Raw genomic sequence first — 19,065 nt, forward strand, 5'->3', positions numbered from 1 at the left:
ACGACCACCCCCACACCCGCATCCGCGAGCATGAACTCGACCCGCTCAGCAGGAAGCCCCGCGTCCACCGGCACATAAGCCGCCCCGGCCTTCCAGACACCCAGAATCCCGACGACCATGCCCGCACCGCGCGGCAACCGCAGCCCCACCACCGACTCCGGCCCAACCCCCCGGCTCCGCAGATAGTGCGCCAGCCGATTCGCCGCCGCGTCCAGGTCGCCGTACGACACCTCGACGCCCTCACTCACCACCGCCACCGCATCCGGAGCCGACGCAGCCCACCGCTCGAACAGCTCCAGTACCGAGTCCTCGGTCGCCGGGGCCTCGGTGTCGTTCCACTCGACCAGCAGGCGGGACCGTTCACTCGGGTCAAGGACGGGTACGCGGTCGAGCGCTGTGTCCGGACCGCCGTCAGATGTGCCGGTGATGGCGCTGAGGACGTTCTCCGTCGTCGTCTGGAGCAGCCGTCCGACCTCGGTCGCGTCGATCGGGGCGGCGGCTTCGACGTTGAAGCTGACGCCGTCCGACCCGAGGTCGCTGACGGCGACCGTCAGCGGATAGTTGGTCCGGTCCCGTGCGGCGACGGTCTGGACGCCTTCCAGGAGCTGGGGCCGGCCGCCGTCCGTGCCGTTGCGGCTGCCGTGGTGCCAGTAGTTGAAGAGGGAGGTGAAGAGGGGGGTGTTTCCGGCGATTCCGCTGGCCTGCTGCGCGACCGCCAGGGGCGCGTGCTCATGCTCCAGCAGGGCCGCCAGCTGGTCCCGCATCCCGTTCACCGCGGCTCGCACACCGACTCCGCCGGTCCGTACCCGCACCGGCAGCGTGTTGATGAACGGGCCCAGCACCCGGTCCGCGCCCACACCCGCGTTCATCCGACCGAACAGCACGGTCCCGAACACCACGTCGTCCCGCCCGGAAAGTGCCGCCACCACCCGGGCCCACACCACATGGAGCACCGTCGCCGGGCTCACACCCAGTTGCCGGGCCACTCCTTGCAGCCGGTCAACGGCTTCCTCGGACAGGGGGAACGACCCGGTGGTCACACCGCTGCCGTCACGACGCACATCGAGCAGCCCGTACGGTGCCGTCGGCTCGGTGACATCGCCCAGCAGCCCGGCGAAGAACCGCTCGTGCTCGGCACGCGGCACCCGCCGGGTCTGCGCCACGAAGCTCCGGAACGGCATTGCCGGCGTCAGGTGCTCGGTCTCGCCGGTGAGCACCGCTCGCAGTTCGCGCAGCAGCACATCCTTGCCCAGGTGGTCCTGGAGCATGTGGTGCATGCGCACCAGGGCCAGCCAGCGGCCTTGCGGCAGTGGGGTGAGGTGGAGGTCCATCAGCGGGGCCCGGCCCAGGTCCATCGCCAGTCCCGCCGCGCTCAGCAGGGCGTCCGACGCGGCCGCGGAGTCGTGGTGGTCGATGTCGAGGATGTGCTCGACGGTCGGCAGTCCGGCGTGCCGCCAGACGACCTGGACGGGTTCCCGCAGGCCCTCCCACACCACGCCGGTCCGGTAGATGTCGTGCCGGTCCACCACCTGCTGGAGCGCCTGGATGAATTCGTCCAGTCGGGATCGTGAGTCGAACTCCATGGTCCGTGCGGTGACATAGACGTCCGCGCCGTCATCCGCCATGAGGTGGTGGAAGAGCATGCCCTCCTGTAACGGCGCCAGCGGATAGACGTCCGCCACGTTCGCCGCGCCGCCCTCGACCGAGGCCACCACCCGGTCGATCTCGGCCTGCTCCAGCTCCACCAGCGGCAGCATCTCGGGCGTGATGTGCTGCGCGTCCGCCGGGATCAGGTTCTCCGGCACCTCCACCGGGCCAGCCCCAACCGCGCGCGCCAGCCCAGCCGGAGTCGGTGACTCGAACAACGCCCGCACCGACACCGGCACACCACGGGCACGCAGCCGCTCCACCAACGACACCGCCAGCAGCGAATGCCCACCGAGCCGGAAGAAGTCGTCCTCCACCCCGACCGACTCCACGCCCAGCACCTCCGCGAACACCGCGCAGACGATCTCCTCCTGCACGGTGACCGGAGCCCGACCCGCACCCGTGGCGTACGCCGGCTCCGGAAGCGCCCGCCGGTCCAGCTTCCCGTTCACCGTCAGCGGCAGCTCATCCAGACTCACGAACGCCGCCGGCACCATGTACTCCGGCAACCGCGACGCCACCAGGTCCCGCAACCCGTCCACGTCCTGCCCCGACGGCACGACATAGGCCACCAGAACATCTTCGCGAGCCACCACCGCGACCTGGGTGACATCGGCATGCGTGAGCAGTACGGCCTCGATCTCACCCGGCTCGATCCGGAAGCCACGCATCTTGACCTGCTGGTCCGCCCGCCCGGCGAACATCAACTGCCCGTCCGACGTCCACCGCGCGAGGTCGCCGGTCCGGTACATCCGCCGGCTGGCATCGAACGGGGACGCCACGAACCGCTCGCCTGTCAGCCCCGGACGATTGACGTATCCGCGCGCCAGCCCGGCACCGGCCACATACAGCTCACCCGTCACGCCCACCGGCACCGGCTCAAGAGCGTCGTCCAGCACATACACACGCGTGTTGGCGATCGGCCGCCCGAACGGCACCGGGCCCGCACGCTCACCATCGACCTCCCCGATGGCCGCGATGACCGTGCTCTCGGTCGGCCCATACGCATGTACCAACCGCCGCCCCACCGACCAGTCCCGCGCCACCGCCTCACTGATCGCCTCTGAGCCGACCACCATCGGACCCACATGCGCCAGATCGGCCGGCTCCAGCACCCCCAGCAGCGACGGCACGACGCTCGCGGAACGGACACCCTCCAGCTCCGCCAACCGCCGCGGCTGCTCGCGCTGCTCATCGCTGGCGATCCACAACGCCGAACCCGACGACAACGCCACCGCCACATCCAGCACCGACGCATCGAAACTGAAGGAGGCGAACTGCAAGACACCCACACCCGGACCAGCACCCATCACCGGCCCGAACACCGACACCAGATTCGCCAGCGAGGCGTGCGACACCCCCACACCCTTCGGCGTCCCCGTCGAACCCGACGTATAGATCACATACGCCAAGTCCCCAGCCACACCGGGAGCCGCATCCGACTCCCCCGACTGCTCCAGCTCCTCCGGCCCGACGACCACACCCACGCCCGCATCCGCGAGCATGAACGCAATTCGCTCTGCGGGCAGTTGAGTGTCGATCGGCAGATATGCAGCCCCCGCCTTCCACACACCCAGAATCCCAGTGATCATCTCCGGGCCGCGCGGCAACCGCAGCCCCACCACGGACTCCGGCCCGACACCCCTGCCCCGCAGATAGTGCGCCAGCCGATTCGCCGCCGCGTCCAGGTCCCCGTACGACAGCTCCACACCCTCGCTGACCACCGCAGCCGCGTCCGGAGCCGTGACGGCCCACCGTTCGAACAGCTCCACCACCGAGGCGCCCGGCACCTCCGCCGCCGTGTCGTTCCACTCCAGCAGCAGGCGGTTCCGTTCGCGCGGGTCCAGTACGGGGACGCGGTCGAGTGCGGCGTCCGGGCCGGTGTTGAGGGCTTCCAGGACGTTTTCCGTGGTCGTCGCCAGCAGTCGTCCGACCTCGTTCGCGTCGATCGGCGCCACGGCCTCGACGGTGAAGCTGAAGCTGTCCGGTCCGAGGTCGTTGACCGCGACGGACAGGGGGTAGTTGGTCCGCTGGCGGACGAGGACGCTGCGGACGCCGTCGACGGATTGCTGTTCGGCCGTCTCGCCGCCACCCAGGCCGCGGTCCGCGTAGCGGTAGTTGAAGAGGGAGGTGAAGAGGGGGGTGTTGCCCGTGATGCCGCTGGCCTGCTGCGCGAGGGCCAGGGGTGCGTGCTCGTGTTCCAGCAGTGCGGCGAGTTGCTCCCGCATGGCCTGCACTGCGGCCCGTACGCCGATTCCGCCGGTTCGTACGCGGACCGGCAGGGTGTTGATGAACGGGCCGAGTGCCCGGTCGGCGCCTACGCCGGCGTTCATCCGGCCGAACAGCAGGGTGCCGAACACCACGTCGTCGCGGCCGGAGAGGACGGCCAGTACGCGGGCCCACACCACGTGCAGGACGGTCGCCGCGCCGACTCCCAGCTCGCGCGCCGATTCCCGTAGGCGTACCGCCACCTCGGGCGGGAGGGGGACGACTTTCCGCACCACACCGCTGCCGTCGCCGCGTACGTCGAGCACGTCGAAGGGCGCGGTCGGTTCGGTCACATCGCCCAGCAGCGCGGCGAAGAAGCGTTCCTGTTCCGGGCGGGAGACTCCTCGGGTCTGGGCCACGAAGTTGCGGAACGGCAGTGCCGGAGCCAGTTGTTCGGCCTGGCCGTCGAGTACCGCGCGCAGTTCGCGCAGCAGCAGGTGGGTGCCGAGGTGGTCCTGGAGCAGGTGGTGCATCCGCAGCAGCCCCAGGCAGCGGCCTTCGCCGACCTCCGCCACATGCAGATCCATGAGGGGGGCACGCCCGAGGTTCATCGCGGATCCGCCGGCGTCCACCAGGGCGTCGACCCATCGTGCGGGCTCGTCGGAGTCCACATCGAGGATGTGTTCGACGACTGACAGTTCGACGTGTCGCCACACGACCTGGACGGGCTGCGGCAGGCCCTCCCACACGACGGCGGTGCGGTAGATGTCGTGCCGGTCGACCACTCGCCGCAGTGCCTGGGCGAACTCGTCCAGCCGGGCACGGGACGCGAACTCCACGACCCGGACCGTGAGGTACACGTCCGTTCCGGAGCCGGCCACGAGGTGGTGGAAGAGCATGCCTTCCTGGAGCGGCGCGAGGGGGTACACGTCGGCGATGTTGGCGGCGCCGCCTTCGACGCTCGCGACAACCCGGTCGATGTCGGCCTGCGACAGTTCGACGAGGGGGAGCATGTCGGGCGTGATGTGCTGCGCGTCGGCCGGGATCAGGTTCTCCGGGACCTCCACCGAGCCGACGGCCGCCGCACGGGCGAGCCCGGCGGGCGTGGGCGACTCGAACAGGGCCCGTACCGACACCGAGACACCTCGGCCGCGCAGCCGCTCGACCAGGGACACCGCGAGCAGGGAGTGCCCGCCGAGGCGGAAGAAGTCGTCCTCCACGCCGACGGAGTCCAGGCCCAGTATGTCGGCGAAGGCGGCGCAGAGGATCTCCTCCTGCACGGTGGCGGGGCCGCGTCCCTCTCCCGCGGCGTACTCCGGGGCGGGGAGGGCCTTGCGGTCCAGCTTGCCGTTCGCGGTCAGCGGCAGTTCGGGCAGGACGGCGACGGCGGCCGGGATCATGTGGTCGGGGAGGTGGCCGCGCAGGTGGTGGCGGAGGGCGTCCGTGTCGAGGTCCGTGGTGTCGGTGGCGGGCACCACATAGGCGACGAGGCGTTTGTCTCCGGGGGTGTCCTCGCGTACGACGATCGCGGCCTGGGCGAGGTCGGGGTGGGTGAGGAGCGCGGTCTCGATCTCGCCGGGTTCGATGCGGAAGCCGCGTACCTTGACCTGGTCGTCCGCCCGGCCGTGGAAGACCAGTTGGCCGTCGGTGGTCCACTTGACCAGGTCGCCGGTGCGGTACATGCGCTGACCGGTGTCGAAGGGGCTGGCCACGAACCGCTCGCCGGTCAGTCCGGGGCGTCCGACATATCCGCGTGCCACTCCGGCGCCCGCGACGTACAGCTCGCCCGTGACGCCGACGGGGACCGGCTGGAGCGTCTGGTCCAGGGCGTACATACGGGTGTTGGCGAGGGGGGTGCCGATGGGGACGGCACCGTCGGTGACCGAGGTGGCCGTCAGTTCGGTGGTCGCGACGCCGACGGTCGTCTCGGTGGGGCCGTAGTGGTTGAAGACGCGGCGGCCCGCGGCCTCGGCGGCGGAGATCAGTTCGCGTACCCAGCCCGCGGCGGCGGCCTCGCCGCCCAGCACCACTGAGCCCGCGGGCAGCAGCGGTTCGTATCCGACGGCCGCCGTGAGGGCGGCCAGGTGCGACGGGACCACCTTGTAGGCGTCGATCGACCGTCCGGCGAGGGCGTCGGCGAGCGCCGCCGGGTCGGTCACCGTGTCCGCGTCCAGTACGTGGACCTGGCCGCCGGTGGCGAGGCCGGCGAAGACCACGGTGTTGCCGAGGTCCGTGACCTGGGCCTGGAGCAGCGCGTAGCGGGCTTCCGGGTCCGTCCAGCCGAGCCGGGTCGACACGGATGTCACATAGTTGGCCAGTGATCCCTGGGTGACTCCGACGCCCTTGGGCAGGCCGGTCGATCCGGAGGTGTAGACGACGTACGCGAGGCCGGCCGGGTCCGTCGCGGCTCCGGGCGGGGTGGCGGGGTGGTGGTCCAGGAGTGCGGCGGTCTCCGGGGCGTCCAGGGCGACGGTCGGCACGGGCAGGCCGGCCGGGGTCTGCCGGGTGCCGAGGACCAGGCGGGTGCCGCTGTCGTTCAGCAGGAACGCCGTGCGGTCCAGGGGCAGTTCGGGGTCGACAGGGAGATAGGCCGCGCCGGCCTTCCAGACCGCGAGGGTCGCGGTCACCATCTGTGTGCCGCGCGGCAGGGACAGCGCCACCACGGACTCCGGGCCCACGCCCAGTGCCCGCAGATGGTGGGCGAGGCGGTTGGCCGTCGTGTCCAGTTCGCCGTAGGAGATCTCGGTGCCGTGCGCGGTCAGGGCCGTGGTGTGGGGGTGGGCGGCTGCCTGCTGCTCGAACCGTTCGATCACGGTGGGGGCCGGGCTGTCGGTCGCGGTGTCGTTCCAGGTGTGCAGGACGCGGTGCCGTTCGTCGGCGTCGAGGACGTCCACGCCGGACAGGGGCGTGTCGGGGGTGGCGGTGACGGTGTCGAGTACCCGGGTGAACCAGTCGGCGAGCCGTCCGGCCGTCTGGGCGTCGAAGAGGTCGGCCGCGGCGTTCACGGTGCCGTGCAGGCCGGCCGGGTGGCCGTCGGCGTCGTAGGTCTCCCGGAGGTGGATGTCCAGGTCGAAGCGGGCGGCGTTGGCGGAGCCGTCGAGCGGTTCGGCCTGGATGCCGGGCAGTTCGAGGATGCCCGGTTCCTGGTTCCGCAGGGTCAGCATCACCTGGAACAACGGGTGCCTGACCAGGGAGCGTTCGGGTGCGAGGGCCTCGACGAGGCGTTCGAACGGTACGTCCTGGTGGGCGAACGCGCCGAGGCTCGCCTCCCGCACCCGGGCCAGCACCTGCCGGAACACGGGGTCTCCGGACAGATCGGTGCGGATGACGAGGGTGTTGACGAAGAAGCCGACCAGGTCGTCGAGGGCCTCGTCGGTGCGGCCGGCCACCGCCGTGCCGACCGGGATGTCCTGTCCCGCGCCGAGGCGGGAGAGGGTCACGGCCAGAGCGGCCTGGACGACCATGAAGGCGGTGGCGCCCTCGGCCCTGGCCAGCTCCGCGATCCGCCGGTGGGTCCCGGCCGGTACCCGTACGGGCATCAGGTGTCCGGTGTGGCTCGGGGCGGCCGGGCGGGAGCGGTCGGCGGGCAGGGTCAGCTCTTCCGGGGCGCCGGCCAGGGTGCGGCGCCAGTACTCCACCTGGGAGGACAGCGGGCTGGTCGGGTCGTTCTCGTCGCCGAGCAGTTCACGCTGCCAGAGCGCGTAGTCGGCGTACTGCACCGGCAGCGGCTCGAACGCGGGCTCCTCGCCGCGCGTCCGTGCCGCGTAGGCCGTGGACACGTCGCGGCCGAGGGGGGCGTGGGACCAGCCGTCGTTGGCGATGTGGTGGAGGACGAGGACCAGGGCGTGGTCGTCGGCGCCCAGTTCGAACAGCCAGGCGCGGACGGGTACCTCGGCCGACAGGTCGAACGCGTGGCGGGTGGCCTGTTCCACCGCCGCGGGGAGCGCCTCGGGCGTCACCTGGGACACCGTCAGGTCCCAGTCGAGGGCGTCCGCGTCGAGGATGTGCTGGTACGGGTGGCCGTCGACGGTGCGGTAGACCGTACGCAGGGGTTCGTGACGGGCGAGGACGTCACGCAGGGCCGCGGTCAGGGCCGTGGTGTCCAGTGCGCCGGTCAGTCGCAGGGCGACGGGCATGTTGTAGGTCGGGCTGGGCCCTTCCATCTGGCCGAGGAACCACAGGCGTTGCTGGGCGAACGACAGCGGCGGGAGCGCGGGGCGGGTCGTGGCGCGCAGCGGGAGGCGGGTCTCGTCCCGGGTCTCCTCGTGGCCGGGGCCGGTGAGGCGTGCGGCGAGTCCGGCCGGTGTGGGGGCCTCGAACAGGGTTCTGATGCGGACCTCCGCGCCGAGCCTGTTCCGGATCCGGGACAGCAGCCGGATCGCGAGCAGGGAGTGTCCGCCCTGGTCGAAGAAGCTGTCGTCGACACCGAATGTCTCCAGGCCGAGGACCTGCGCGAAGATCTCGCAGAGCGCGGTCTCGGTGGCGTCGGCGGGGGCGCGGCCCGCGCCGCCGGCGGTGGTGTCGTCGGGGTCGGGCAGTGCCTGGCGGTCGAGTTTGCCGTTCGGGGTGAGCGGGAGTGCGGGGAGGACGACCACGGTGGCGGGCACCATGTGGGCGGGCAGCCGCTGGGCCGTGAAGTCGCGGAGGTCACCGTCCGCGGCTTCGGTCGCGGTGAGGACGACGTAGGCGATGAGCCGGGCGTCGCCGCCGGCGGCTTCGGTGCGGGCGACGACCGCGGCGCGGGAGACGGCGGGGTGTTCCAGCAGGGCCGCCTCGACCTCGCCGGGTTCGACGCGGTAGCCGCGGATCTTGACCTGGGTGTCGGCGCGGCCGATGAACACCAGCTGCCCGTCGGAGGTCCATTTCACCAGGTCGCCGGTGCGGTACATCCGCTCGCCCGCGGAGCCGTAGGGGCAGGCCACGAACCGTTCTCCGGTCAGTGCGCGCCGGCCCGTGTAGCCGCGGGCGAGTCCGGTGCCGGAGACGTAGAGTTCGCCGGCCACGCCGGCCGGGACGGCGGTGAGTACGTCGTCGAGGACGTACAGGCGGGTGTTGGCGAGGGGTCTGCCGATCGGGACGACTCCGTTGGCGACGGTCGCCGGGGTCAGTTCGGCGGTGGCCACGCCGATGGTGGTCTCGGTGGGCCCGTAGTGGTTGAACACGCGCCGGCCGGCCGCGGCTGTGACGAGGTCGCGCAGCCACGTGACGGGTGCGGCCTCACCGCCGAGTACCAGGGAGCGGGCGGGCAGTACGGCGTCCTCTCCGGTGTCCGCGGACAGGGCGGCCAGGTGGGAGGGGACGGCCTTGACGTGGTCGATGTGCCGTTCGCGCAGATAGCCGGTCACCGCGGCCGGGTCGGTCACGGCGTCGGAGTCCAGGACGTGGAGCTGCCCGCCGGTGGCGAGGCTGATGAAGACGACGGTGTTGCCGAGGTCGGTCACCTGGGGCTGGAGCAGGGCGTAGCGGGCGCCCGCGCCGGTCCAGTCGAGGCGTTGCGACGCCGACGCCACATAGTCGGCGAGGGCCCCTTGGGTGACCATCACTCCCTTGGGGGTGCCGGTGGAACCGGAGGTGTACATCACGTAGGCCAGGCAGCCGGGGTCGACCTCGGCGGGTGGCACGGGGGTGGCTTCGGCCGGGCCGGTGAGGGCCTCGTCGATCCAGGCGACCGGCACGCCGGGGGAGCGGTCGGCGACGGCGCGCCCGGAGTCGCGGTCCGTCAGCAGGGCTCGGGCGCCGCTGTCGGCGAGCATGTAGGCGGCGCGCTCGGGCGGGAGGTCGCGGTCGATGGGCAGATAGGCGGCGCCGGTCTGCCAGACCGCGAGGATCGCCGTGATCATCTCGGCGCCGCGGGGCAGGCACAGGCCGACGACGGATTCGGCGCCGACGCCCAGTGCGCGCAGGGAGCGGGCGAGCCGGCCCGCGGACGCGTCGAGTTCGCGGTAGGTCGTCTCGATGCCGTCGGCGACCAGGGCGGTGGCGTCCGGGGTGGCTGCCACTTGGTCCCGGAACAGATGGACGACGGCCGGGGGGACGCCGGGGACGGTGGTGTCGTTCCACTGGTGGAGCACCTGGTCGCGTTCGGCGGGGTCGAGTACGTCGACGGCGTTGAGCCGGATGTCCGCGGTCGCGGTGACCGTGTCGAGCACGCGCAGGAACCAGTCGGCCATCCGGTGGGCGGTCTCCGCGTGGAACAGGTCGGCGGACAGGGTCACCTGGGCGCGGAGTCCCGCCGGGTGTCCTTCGTCGTCGAAGGTCTCGCCGAGGGTGAAGTGCAGGTCGTAGCGGGAGGGGGGTGCCGCCGCGGCGTCCAGGTCGGGCGTGGTGCCGGTGGCCGGGTGGGCACCGGGCAGGGTCAGTTCGGCGCGCTCGACGTTCTGCACGGTCAGCATCGTCTGGAACAGCGGGTGCCGGGCGAGGGTCCGGGTGACGGCGAGTTCTTCCACGAGCCGCTCGAACGGTACGTCCTGGTGGGCGAGCGCGCCGAGGCTGGCCGCCTTGACCTGCGCGAGGATCTCCCGGAAGTCCGGGTCGCGGGACAGGTCGGTGCGGATGACCAGGGTGTTGACGAACGATCCGACCAGGTCTTCGAGGGCCGCGTCGGCGCGTCCGGCGACGGGGATGCCGATGGTGATGTCAGGGCCTGCGCCGAGCCGGGACAGCAGTACCGCCAGGGCGGAATGGAGCGCCATGTACGGGGTGACGTTCTCGGCGCGGGCGAGCCGCAGCAGCCGCCGGTGGATCTCGGCCGGGACGTGGAACGGGACCCGGTGTCCGCGGTGGCTCGGCTCGGCGGGCCTGGGCAGGTCGACGGGCAGCGCCAGTTCCTCGGGCGCTCCGCCCAGGGTGCGGCGCCAGTACTCGACCTGGGCGGACAGCAGACTGCCGGGGTCGGAGGCGTCGCCGAGGAGGTCGCGCTGCCAGAGGGCGTAGTCGGTGTACTGCACCGGCAGCGGTGCGAACGCGGGTTCCTCGCCGCGCGACCGGGCCGTGTACGCGGCCGACAGGTCACGGCTCAGCGGTCCCATCGACCAGCCGTCGGAGGCGATGTGGTGCAGGACCACGACGAGGAGCCGTTCGTCCGCTCCGGCGTCGAACAGCCAGGCGCGGAGCGGGAGTTCGGCGGACAGGTCGAAGGTGTGCCGCATCGCCCGGCCCGCGGCGTCGGCCAGCCCGCCGGGCTCGACCGGTACGACGTTGAGGTCCCAGTCGAGGTCGTGCGGGTCGAGGATCTGCTGGTACGGCTCCCCGTCGACGGCCGGGAACACCGTCCGCAGCGATTCGTGCCGGGCGATCACATCGCGGAACGCGTCGGCGAGGAGCGCGGCGTCCGTGCCGGCGCCGAGACGGATCGGTGCGGAGATGTTGTAGGTGGAGCCGGTGCCTTCGAGCTGGGCGAGGAACCACAGCCGGCGCTGCGCGAACGACAGCGGGATGCGTGCGGGGCGCTGTGCCGTGCGCAGCGGGGTACGGGTGCGTCCGGCGCCGTCCGTGGCCAGCCGGGCGGCGAGCCCGGCCACCGTCGGTGCCTCGAACAGCAGCCGCAGCGGCAGCTCGGCCCCGAGTGCGGCACGGATGCGGGAGATCAGGCGGACCGCGAGCAGTGAGTGCCCGCCGAGCGCGAAGAAGCCGTCGTCGACGGCGACCGACTCGACGCCGAGGACCTCGGCGAAGGCCGCGCAGAGGCGCTCCTCTTCGACGGTGGCGGGCGCGCGTCCCGCTCCCGTGGTGTATTCGGGCGCCGGGAGGGCCTTGCGGTCGAGTTTGCCGTTGACGGTGAGCGGCAGGACGTCGAGGGCGACGAAGGCGGCGGGGACCATGTACTGCGGCAGCCGCGCGGCTGTGAAGGCCCGCAGGGCGTCGGGGTCGGTGTCGCCGTCGGGGACGAGGTAGGCGACCAGCCGCTGGTCGCCCGGGGTGTCCTCGCGGGCGATCACCGCGGCCCCGGTGATGTCCGGGTGGGTGAGCAGTACGGCCTCGATCTCACCGGGCTCGATGCGGAAGCCGCGGACCTTGACCTGGTCGTCGGCGCGGCCGAGGAAGGTCAGCCGGCCGTCGGTCGTCCACTTCACCAGGTCGCCGGTGCGGTACATGCGCTCGCCGCCGGTGCCGTAGGGGTTGGCGACGAAGCGTTCACCGGTCAGCGCGGGGCGGCCCAGGTAGCCGCGGGCCAGCTGGATGCCGGCCAGATAGAGTTCTCCGCCCACTCCGGGCGGCACGGGCGTCAGGTGCTCGTCGAGCACGAAGACACGGGTGTTGGCGACGGGTGCGCCGATGGGGACGGCTCCGTCGTCCTGGGCGGGGTCGCAGGCCCAGGCGGTGACGTCCACGGCGGCCTCGGTGGGCCCGTACAGGTTGTGCAGCCCGGCGCCGGGGAAGGCCGCGAAGAAGCGGGTCTGGGTGGCCAGGGAGAGTGCCTCGCCGCTGCACACCACGGTCCGCAGTCCGGGCAGGGGGCCCACGTCGGCTTGGAGGAACGCGTCCAGCATCGAGGGCACGAAGTGCGCCACACCGATGTCCTGGGCGCGGATCACATCGGCCACGTAGCCGGGGTCCCGGTGTCCGCCGGGCCGTGCCACCACCAGCGTCGCACCCCACACCAGGGTGCCGAGCAGTTCCCACACCGAGACGTCGAAGACGGCCGGTGTCTTGTGCAGCACCCGGTCCCCGGCGCCCAGCCCGTAGTGGTCCCGCATCCACACCAGCCGGTTGACGATGCTCCGGTGCGACACCAGCACGCCCTTGGGCCGTCCCGTCGACCCGGACGTGTAGATCACATAGGCCGCGCCGTCCGGGTGGGGCGCGGGCAGCGGATCCGCGCCCTGGGGGTCGTAGGCGCAGTCGGCCGCCACCTGTGCCACGGTCGGCGCGTCGTCCAGCACCACCGCGGGGGCGGCGTCCTCCAGCAGCAGCGCCACCCGCTCCGCCGGATACTCGGGGTCCACCGGCAGATACGCGGCCCCCGCCTTCAGTACGCCCCACAGCGCCACCAGCAGTTCCACACCGCGTTCCAGCACCACGGCGACGGTCGCTCCCTCGCCGGCGCCGCGCCCGGCGAGGTACCGGGCCACCCGCCCGGCCCGCGCGTCCAGGTCGCCGTAGGTCAGCCCCACCCCCTCGAAGATCACCGCGACCGCGTCCGGGGTCTGGCGCACCCGGGCCTCGAACAGCGCGGGCAGCGTCAGCGGCTCGACGGCGGTCGCCGTGTCGTTCCACTCCGTCAGCACCCGGTGCCGCTCGCCGGCGTCCAGGACGTCCACGGCGTGCAGCCGGAGGTCCGGATCGACGGCCACCGCCTCCAGCACCCGCTCGAACCGCCGGGCGATCCCCTCGGTCGTCGGGACGTCGAACAGGGAGTCGGCGGCGATGAGATGGCCGGTGAGGCCGTCGGGGCGGCCCTGCTCGTCGTACCGCTCCTCGATCATCGCTTCGAGGTCGAACCGGGCCACCGGCAGATTCGACGGCAGTGCCTCGACGGTGAGTCCGGGGAGGTCCAGTACGGCCTGGGCCGCGTTCTGCACGGTCAGCATGACCTGGAACAGCGGGTGCCGGTTCAGCGACCGCTCGACCGTCAGGTCCTCCACCAGCCGCTCGAACGGCACGTCCTGATGGGCGAACGCCCCGAGGCTCGCCTCCCGCACCCGGGCCAGCACCTGCCGGAACTCCGGATCGCCGGACAGGTCCGTGCGCATCACGAGCGTGTTGACGAAGAAGCCGATCAGATCGTCCAGCGCCTCGTCGGTCCGGCCCGCGACCGCCGACCCGATCGGGACGTCCGTCCCGGCACCGAGCCGGGACAGCGTCACGGCCAGCGCCGCCTGCATCACCATGAACGGGGTGACGCCCTCGGCGCGCGCCAGATCCGCCAGGAGCCGGTGGGTGTGCGCCGGCACCCGCACCGGCACACGATGCCCGGTCCGGTCCGCGGCGGTCCCGCGCGGCCGGTCCGCGGGCAGGGTGAGTTCCTGCGGGGCGCCCGCCAACGCCTGCCGCCAGTAGTCCAGTTGGGCGGACAACCGACTGGTCGGGTCGGACTCCTCGCCGAGCAGCTCCCGCTGCCACAGCGCGTAGTCCGCATACTGCACCGGCAGCGGCTCCCAGCCGGGTGCCTCGCCGCGCAGCCGGGCCGCGTACGCCTGGGACAGGTCGCGGCCCAGCGGGAGATGCGAGGAGGCGTCGGTGGCGATGTGGTGCAGCACCAGCAGCAGTACGTGCTCGTCCGGCGCCTGGGTGAGCAGCGCGGCACGGACCGGTACGTCGCGGGACAGGTCGAAGGGGGTGCGGGCCGCGGTCAGCGCGGCTCCGGCCACCTCTTCGGGCGCGGTGGGCCGTACCGCCAATTCCCAGTCGAGTTCCGCCGGATCGAGAATTCGCTGATACGGCTCGCCGGCCTCGGTGGGAAATACGGTGCGCAGGGATTCATGGCGTTCCAGTACGTCCCGTAGCGCCGCGGCCAATGCGGTGGTGTTCACCTCTCCGTGCAACGCCAGGGTGATGACGTTGTTGTAGGCGAGGCCCGAATTCTCCAGCTGGGAAAGGAACCAGAGCCGGCGTTGGGCGAACGACAACGGGATCATCAATGCCTCTCCTTTGTGCGTCGAACTCCACGCCAAGGCTCCGCATGGGCACCAATGTGCGCATTTCCGCGCTCCCCCGGCCCAGTCGGCCCGGTCATTTCAACGCATCTCCGGGCGGCGAACAAGGCTGAACAGGGGTGGTGACCGCAGTTGCGGCGGAGAAGGGAGGCATTGCAGAGGCAGCCTGTTCAACTGGGCGAATGCGGCGGTTGAACGGACCGGGGCGCGACACAGGGGCGCGAACGGGGCCGGCCGCCGCCTCACCGGAGGGATCCGGGAGGGCGGCGGCCGGGAGCCGTCATGGGCAGGGTCCCGAGAGGGCCCCGCGTCGCCGTCAGCCCCCTTGGTTGCTGGGGTACTTCGCGTTGCAGGTGGAGTAGGCGGCGACCAGGTCCTCCTGGGTGTCGGCGCCCTCCTTCAGGGTGATGCGGGTGGTGCCCGGCTCCGGGTCCTTGGCGCTGATGCCCTCCTGGCGCAGGCACTCCGCCTTCTTCACCGCGGTGTCGTAAGCCTCCTCGTCGACCTCCTCGGCGCCCTGCGGCGGGGCGAACCGGGCGCAGGCGGCCTGCGCCGCGTCGATCACCGCGGCCGATCCCTGGGCGGCCTCGAACTGCGGCTTCCCCCCTTCTTGCTCCTCCGGGGCATCGGGCACGTCCATGCCGTGCTCCCGCAGACACTTGATGAACTTCTGCTGGCGTCCCACGTCCTCCGGCGACGTGGGAGAGGCCGCGTTGGGCGTGTCGTCGCCGCCGCACGCGGTCATCCCGAAGATGGCGGCGGCCACGAGAGCCAGCGAGGCGAAAGCGTGTGTCTTCATGTCCACCAGAGTGGCTGCCGCGAGGTTTCCCCTCGGTGACCGCGGGCGTTAACCGGCCTCTTACACGCGCTGGTACTCGGAGAGGGGGTCCGCTCACGCGGGTGGGCGGACGGGGGCTGGGGGGCGGTACGCGGCTGCGCAGGTACGCGGATGCGGCCCGCGCAGGGGCGCAGGTACACGGACGCGGGCTACGCGGTCCGCAGGTACACGGACGCGGGCCCGCGCAGGGGCGCAGGTACGGCCCCGTCGGTGCGCTGGCAGGCCGATGCCGGCCGCGTCGGTACGCCGAAGCCGCTCGCGCCCGTACACGGCCTCGGGCGCGGGCTGTCCGGTGGCCGCGCCGGCGTCCGGGCTCGGGTACACCACGGCCGCCGCCGGCCTCCGTCACCCGCCCCACGCCCGGTCGCCGCGCGGGCCCACACAAGCGGGGTGCCCCCGCGTCCGCTCGGCCGGACGTGAGGGCACCCCTGGGTGACCGGTCGGGGGGGAAGACCGGTCAGCTGGTGGCCAGAGCCTCGGTGGGGGTGAGCTTCGCGGCCCGGCGGGCCGGATACACCCCCGCGAGTGCTCCGATGGCGAACGCCGCCAGCGCGCCGCCCACGATGGCCGTCCCGGGCAGGACCAGTGGCCAGTCCCGGTAGAAGGCGTAGCCGAGACACGTGGCCAGCCCGATCCCGACCCCGGCGATCCCGCCGAGCGCTGACAGGGTCACCGACTCGGTGAGGAACTGGAGCCTGATCTGCCCACGGGTCGCGCCCAGCGACCGGCGCAGCCCGATCTCCTGGCGTCGCTCCAGCACCGAGATCACCATGATGTTGGCGATGCCGACGCCTCCGGCGAGCAGCGCGATGGCGCCCAGACCGAAGAACAGCGAGTTGAAGGTGCGCTCCGCGGCGGCCTGCGCGGTCAGCGCGTCCGAGGGCCGGGAGACCATCACCTCGTCCGGGTGCTGGGGATTGACGGTGTACGAGAGCACCGCGCGCACCGCCTCCACCGAACTCTCGGTGGACCGCTCGTAGAGCGTGGTGACCCGGCCGTCGAAGCCCATCCGGGTGGCGTAGTCCCAGCCGATCAGGGCGGAGCGGTCGATCTCGGGGGCGAGCGCGACATCGTCGAGGACGCCGACGACCAGGAACCACTGCCCGTCGATGTAGACATGTCCGCCGGCCCGGTCGATCCCGAGCCGTTCGGAGGCGGTGGAGCCGAGGACCACCGCCGGGTACTGGCTGGTGGCGGCGTTGAGGAAGGCGCCGGAGGCCACCGTGCCGTTGAGCGTGCCCAGCAGATTGGTGCGGGTGGCCTGCACCGCGACACCGCTGGTCGTGTCCGAGTCGATCTTGTCGGTACGGCGGGCGGTGGCGTCCTCGACCATTCCGGTGGCGGAGACCCCTGTCACGCCGGGGACGCGGGAGACCATGCCCTCGGCGCCGGCGGGCAGCTTCGACTGCTTGCCGGTGAGGGTCGTGCCGGGTTCGACGGTCAGCAGGTTGGTGCCGAGCGCCTCGATCTCGGCCATCAGCGCGGCCCGGCTCACCGTGCTGATGCCCACGAGACCGATCATGGCGGCGACGCCGATGGCGATGCCGAGTGCCGACAGCACCGCGCGCAGCGGCCGGCCGCGCAGACCGTCGAGGCCGACGGCGGCCAGGTCGCCGGCCCGCAGCCGGGCCGGTTCCGGTAGGGCTTTCATGCCGGTACTCCCGTATCGGCCTGGATCCGGCCATCGCGGATCTCCAGGCGGCGCGGCAGTGACGCCGCGACATCGAGGTCATGGGTGATCACCACGATGGCGGTGCCGTCGCGGTTGAGTTCGCGGAGCAGTTTCAGCACCCCGGCGCCGGAGGCGGTGTCGAGGTTGCCGGTGGGCTCGTCGGCGAGCAGCAGCGGCGGGTTGCCGACCACAGCGCGGGCAATGGCGACGCGCTGCTTCTCACCGCCGGAGAGCTGGTGCGGACGGTGGTCGAGGCGGTGCCCGAGGCCGACCCGCCGCAGCGCCGCACGTGCTCGTCTGCGGCGCTCGCGCGGGGCGATGCCGTGGTAGAGGAGCCCGGTGGCGACGTTGTCCATCGCGGACAGGTGCGGGGTGAGGAAGAACTGCTGGAAGACGAATCCGATCCAGTGGGAGCGGACCGTGGCGAGCGTCCGGTCGGGCAGTTTCGCCGCGTCGTGCCCTTCGATGAGGACCCGGCCGGTGGTCGGCCTGTCAAGGGTCCCCATCATGTGCAGCAGGGTCGACTTGCCGGATCCGGACGGGCCGAGGATCGCGACGAGTTCGCCCGCGCGGACGGTGAGCGAGGCCCCGCGCAGGGCCTTCACACCGCCGGTGTACTCCTTGCTGACGTTGTCCACCTCGATGACGGGGCTCTCGGCCGGACCGAGGCCCCACGGGTGGTTCCGCGCGTCGCGGGACTGCTCGACGGTCGCCGCCCCGGCGGTGCTGGCGCGATCGGTCATGACTTGGGCACCTGCACCTTCATGCCGGCCTTCAGGTTGCCCTTCACCTCGACCTTGTCGCCCTCGAAGATGCCCAGCTTGACCGGCACCGAACGCACCGTGCCGTCGTCGTCGACGACCTTCACCTCGTACTTCCCCTCGGACGAGGCCAGCAGTGCGTTGATCGGTACCGCCAGCACGTCCTTGTGCTCCTTACTGGTGAACCCGACGGTCGCCGGTGCGCCGTCGAGGCTGCCCGCGCCGTCCTTCTTGTCGAGCGTGATGTAGACGGGGACAGTGGCGTTCTCGGTGCCCTCGCCGGTCTGCGACTCGGAGTTGGTGTCGCCGGCGGTGGCCACGGTGCCGATCGAGCCGACGGTTCCGGTGGTCTTCTCACCGCCGGGCAGTGTCACCTCGACCTTCGCGCCCTTCTTGGCGAGACCCTCGTCGGTGACGGGCAGATCGACGGTGATCCGCCGGGCGGTGCCGCTGACGGTGAGGACCGGGCCGGACGCCCGGCTGCCGAGCGTGGCCTCGACCTTGGTCACCCGGATCTCGTTGGACTGCATCACCACATCGCCGGGCTTGACGATGCCGGTCTCGGAGACGCCGAGGTCCTCCTGCCACTCCTTGACGGCTCTGGCGGTCGCGGCGGTGAACTCCTCGTTCAGGGTGAAGGAGCCGCCGTAGCCCAGCTCGGTGAGGTTGCGCTCCAGCTCCTCCACGTCCTCGCCGTCGGACATGCCGTACTCGAGGTTCCGCCAGAACGGGGTCGCCCCGTAGAACAGCGGCACATCGTGGCCGTCGACGCCGTACACCCGGTCACCGCGCTGGATCACATGGCCGGTGCGGGGCAGCGCGGTGATGCGCCCGGTGCTCTCGGCGAGCACCGAGCGGCTGCCGGAGTAGCCCAGCTCACCGTCCACCTGCGTGGTGTTGACCATGTCGGTGGTGACGACCTTGGCGGTGGGCAGCGTCGAGGTGTCCGTCGAGCCGCTGCTTTTGTCGTCCCGAGCCACGTACACGGCGCCCGTCGCACCGATGACCAGTACGGCGGCGCCGCCGACCCATGCCCACCACCGGCTGCGCCGGCGCCTGGGCGGCGGCTCGTCGTCCTCGGGGTCCTCGCGCTTCTCCAGATCCCGAACGGCATCGGACACCTCGCGCTCCTCGCGCTTCTCCAGGTCCCGTACGACATCGGCCACCTCGCGCTCCTCGCGCCTGGCCAACGCCCGCCCGGCCTCGGGCTCCTCCCCGGGCCGCTGCTCCGGCTCCTGCCCGGATTCCGCGTCCCGCTGCCGCACCGGGGGCGTGGCCTCAGACTCGATCATGGCTAAGCCTCCGTGTGTTTCCCCCGGCATCACAGCGGGCCGGACCGGAAAT

At 72.0% G+C, this 19,065-nt stretch carries 5 protein-coding genes; all 5 read right to left on the minus strand.

What is annotated here, in order from left to right; all coding sequences use genetic code 11:
* Window positions 1-14,432 (minus strand): amino acid adenylation domain-containing protein (locus ACZ562_RS28655; protein ID WP_471184833.1); only part of this gene is annotated, 14,432 nt, incomplete at its 3' end.
* Between the two features lie 334 nt (window positions 14,433-14,766).
* Window positions 14,767-15,249, minus strand: coding sequence for a hypothetical protein (locus ACZ562_RS28660; protein WP_471184835.1), 483 nt, complete (start codon window positions 15,247-15,249; stop codon window positions 14,767-14,769).
* A 496-nt stretch (window positions 15,250-15,745) separates the two neighbouring features.
* The gene (locus ACZ562_RS28665) at window positions 15,746-16,939 is read right to left on the minus strand and encodes an ABC transporter permease (RefSeq protein WP_471184838.1); all 1,194 of its coding nucleotides are present in this window, start codon (window positions 16,937-16,939) and stop codon (window positions 15,746-15,748) included.
* On the minus strand, window positions 16,936-17,703 hold the full coding sequence (locus ACZ562_RS28670) for an ABC transporter ATP-binding protein (RefSeq protein ID WP_471184841.1): 768 nt from the start codon (window positions 17,701-17,703) through the stop codon (window positions 16,936-16,938). Before ACZ562_RS28670 ends, ACZ562_RS28665 begins: the two co-directional genes overlap by 4 nt.
* Window positions 17,700-19,013: a peptidoglycan-binding protein gene (locus ACZ562_RS28675; protein ID WP_471184843.1), complete on the minus strand. Its 1,314-nt coding sequence runs from the start codon at window positions 19,011-19,013 to the stop codon at window positions 17,700-17,702. Before ACZ562_RS28675 ends, ACZ562_RS28670 begins: the two co-directional genes overlap by 4 nt.
* Window positions 19,014-19,065: the final 52 nt, after the last annotated feature.

It is taken from the genome of Streptomyces sp. NPDC040410 (genome assembly GCF_055595715.1).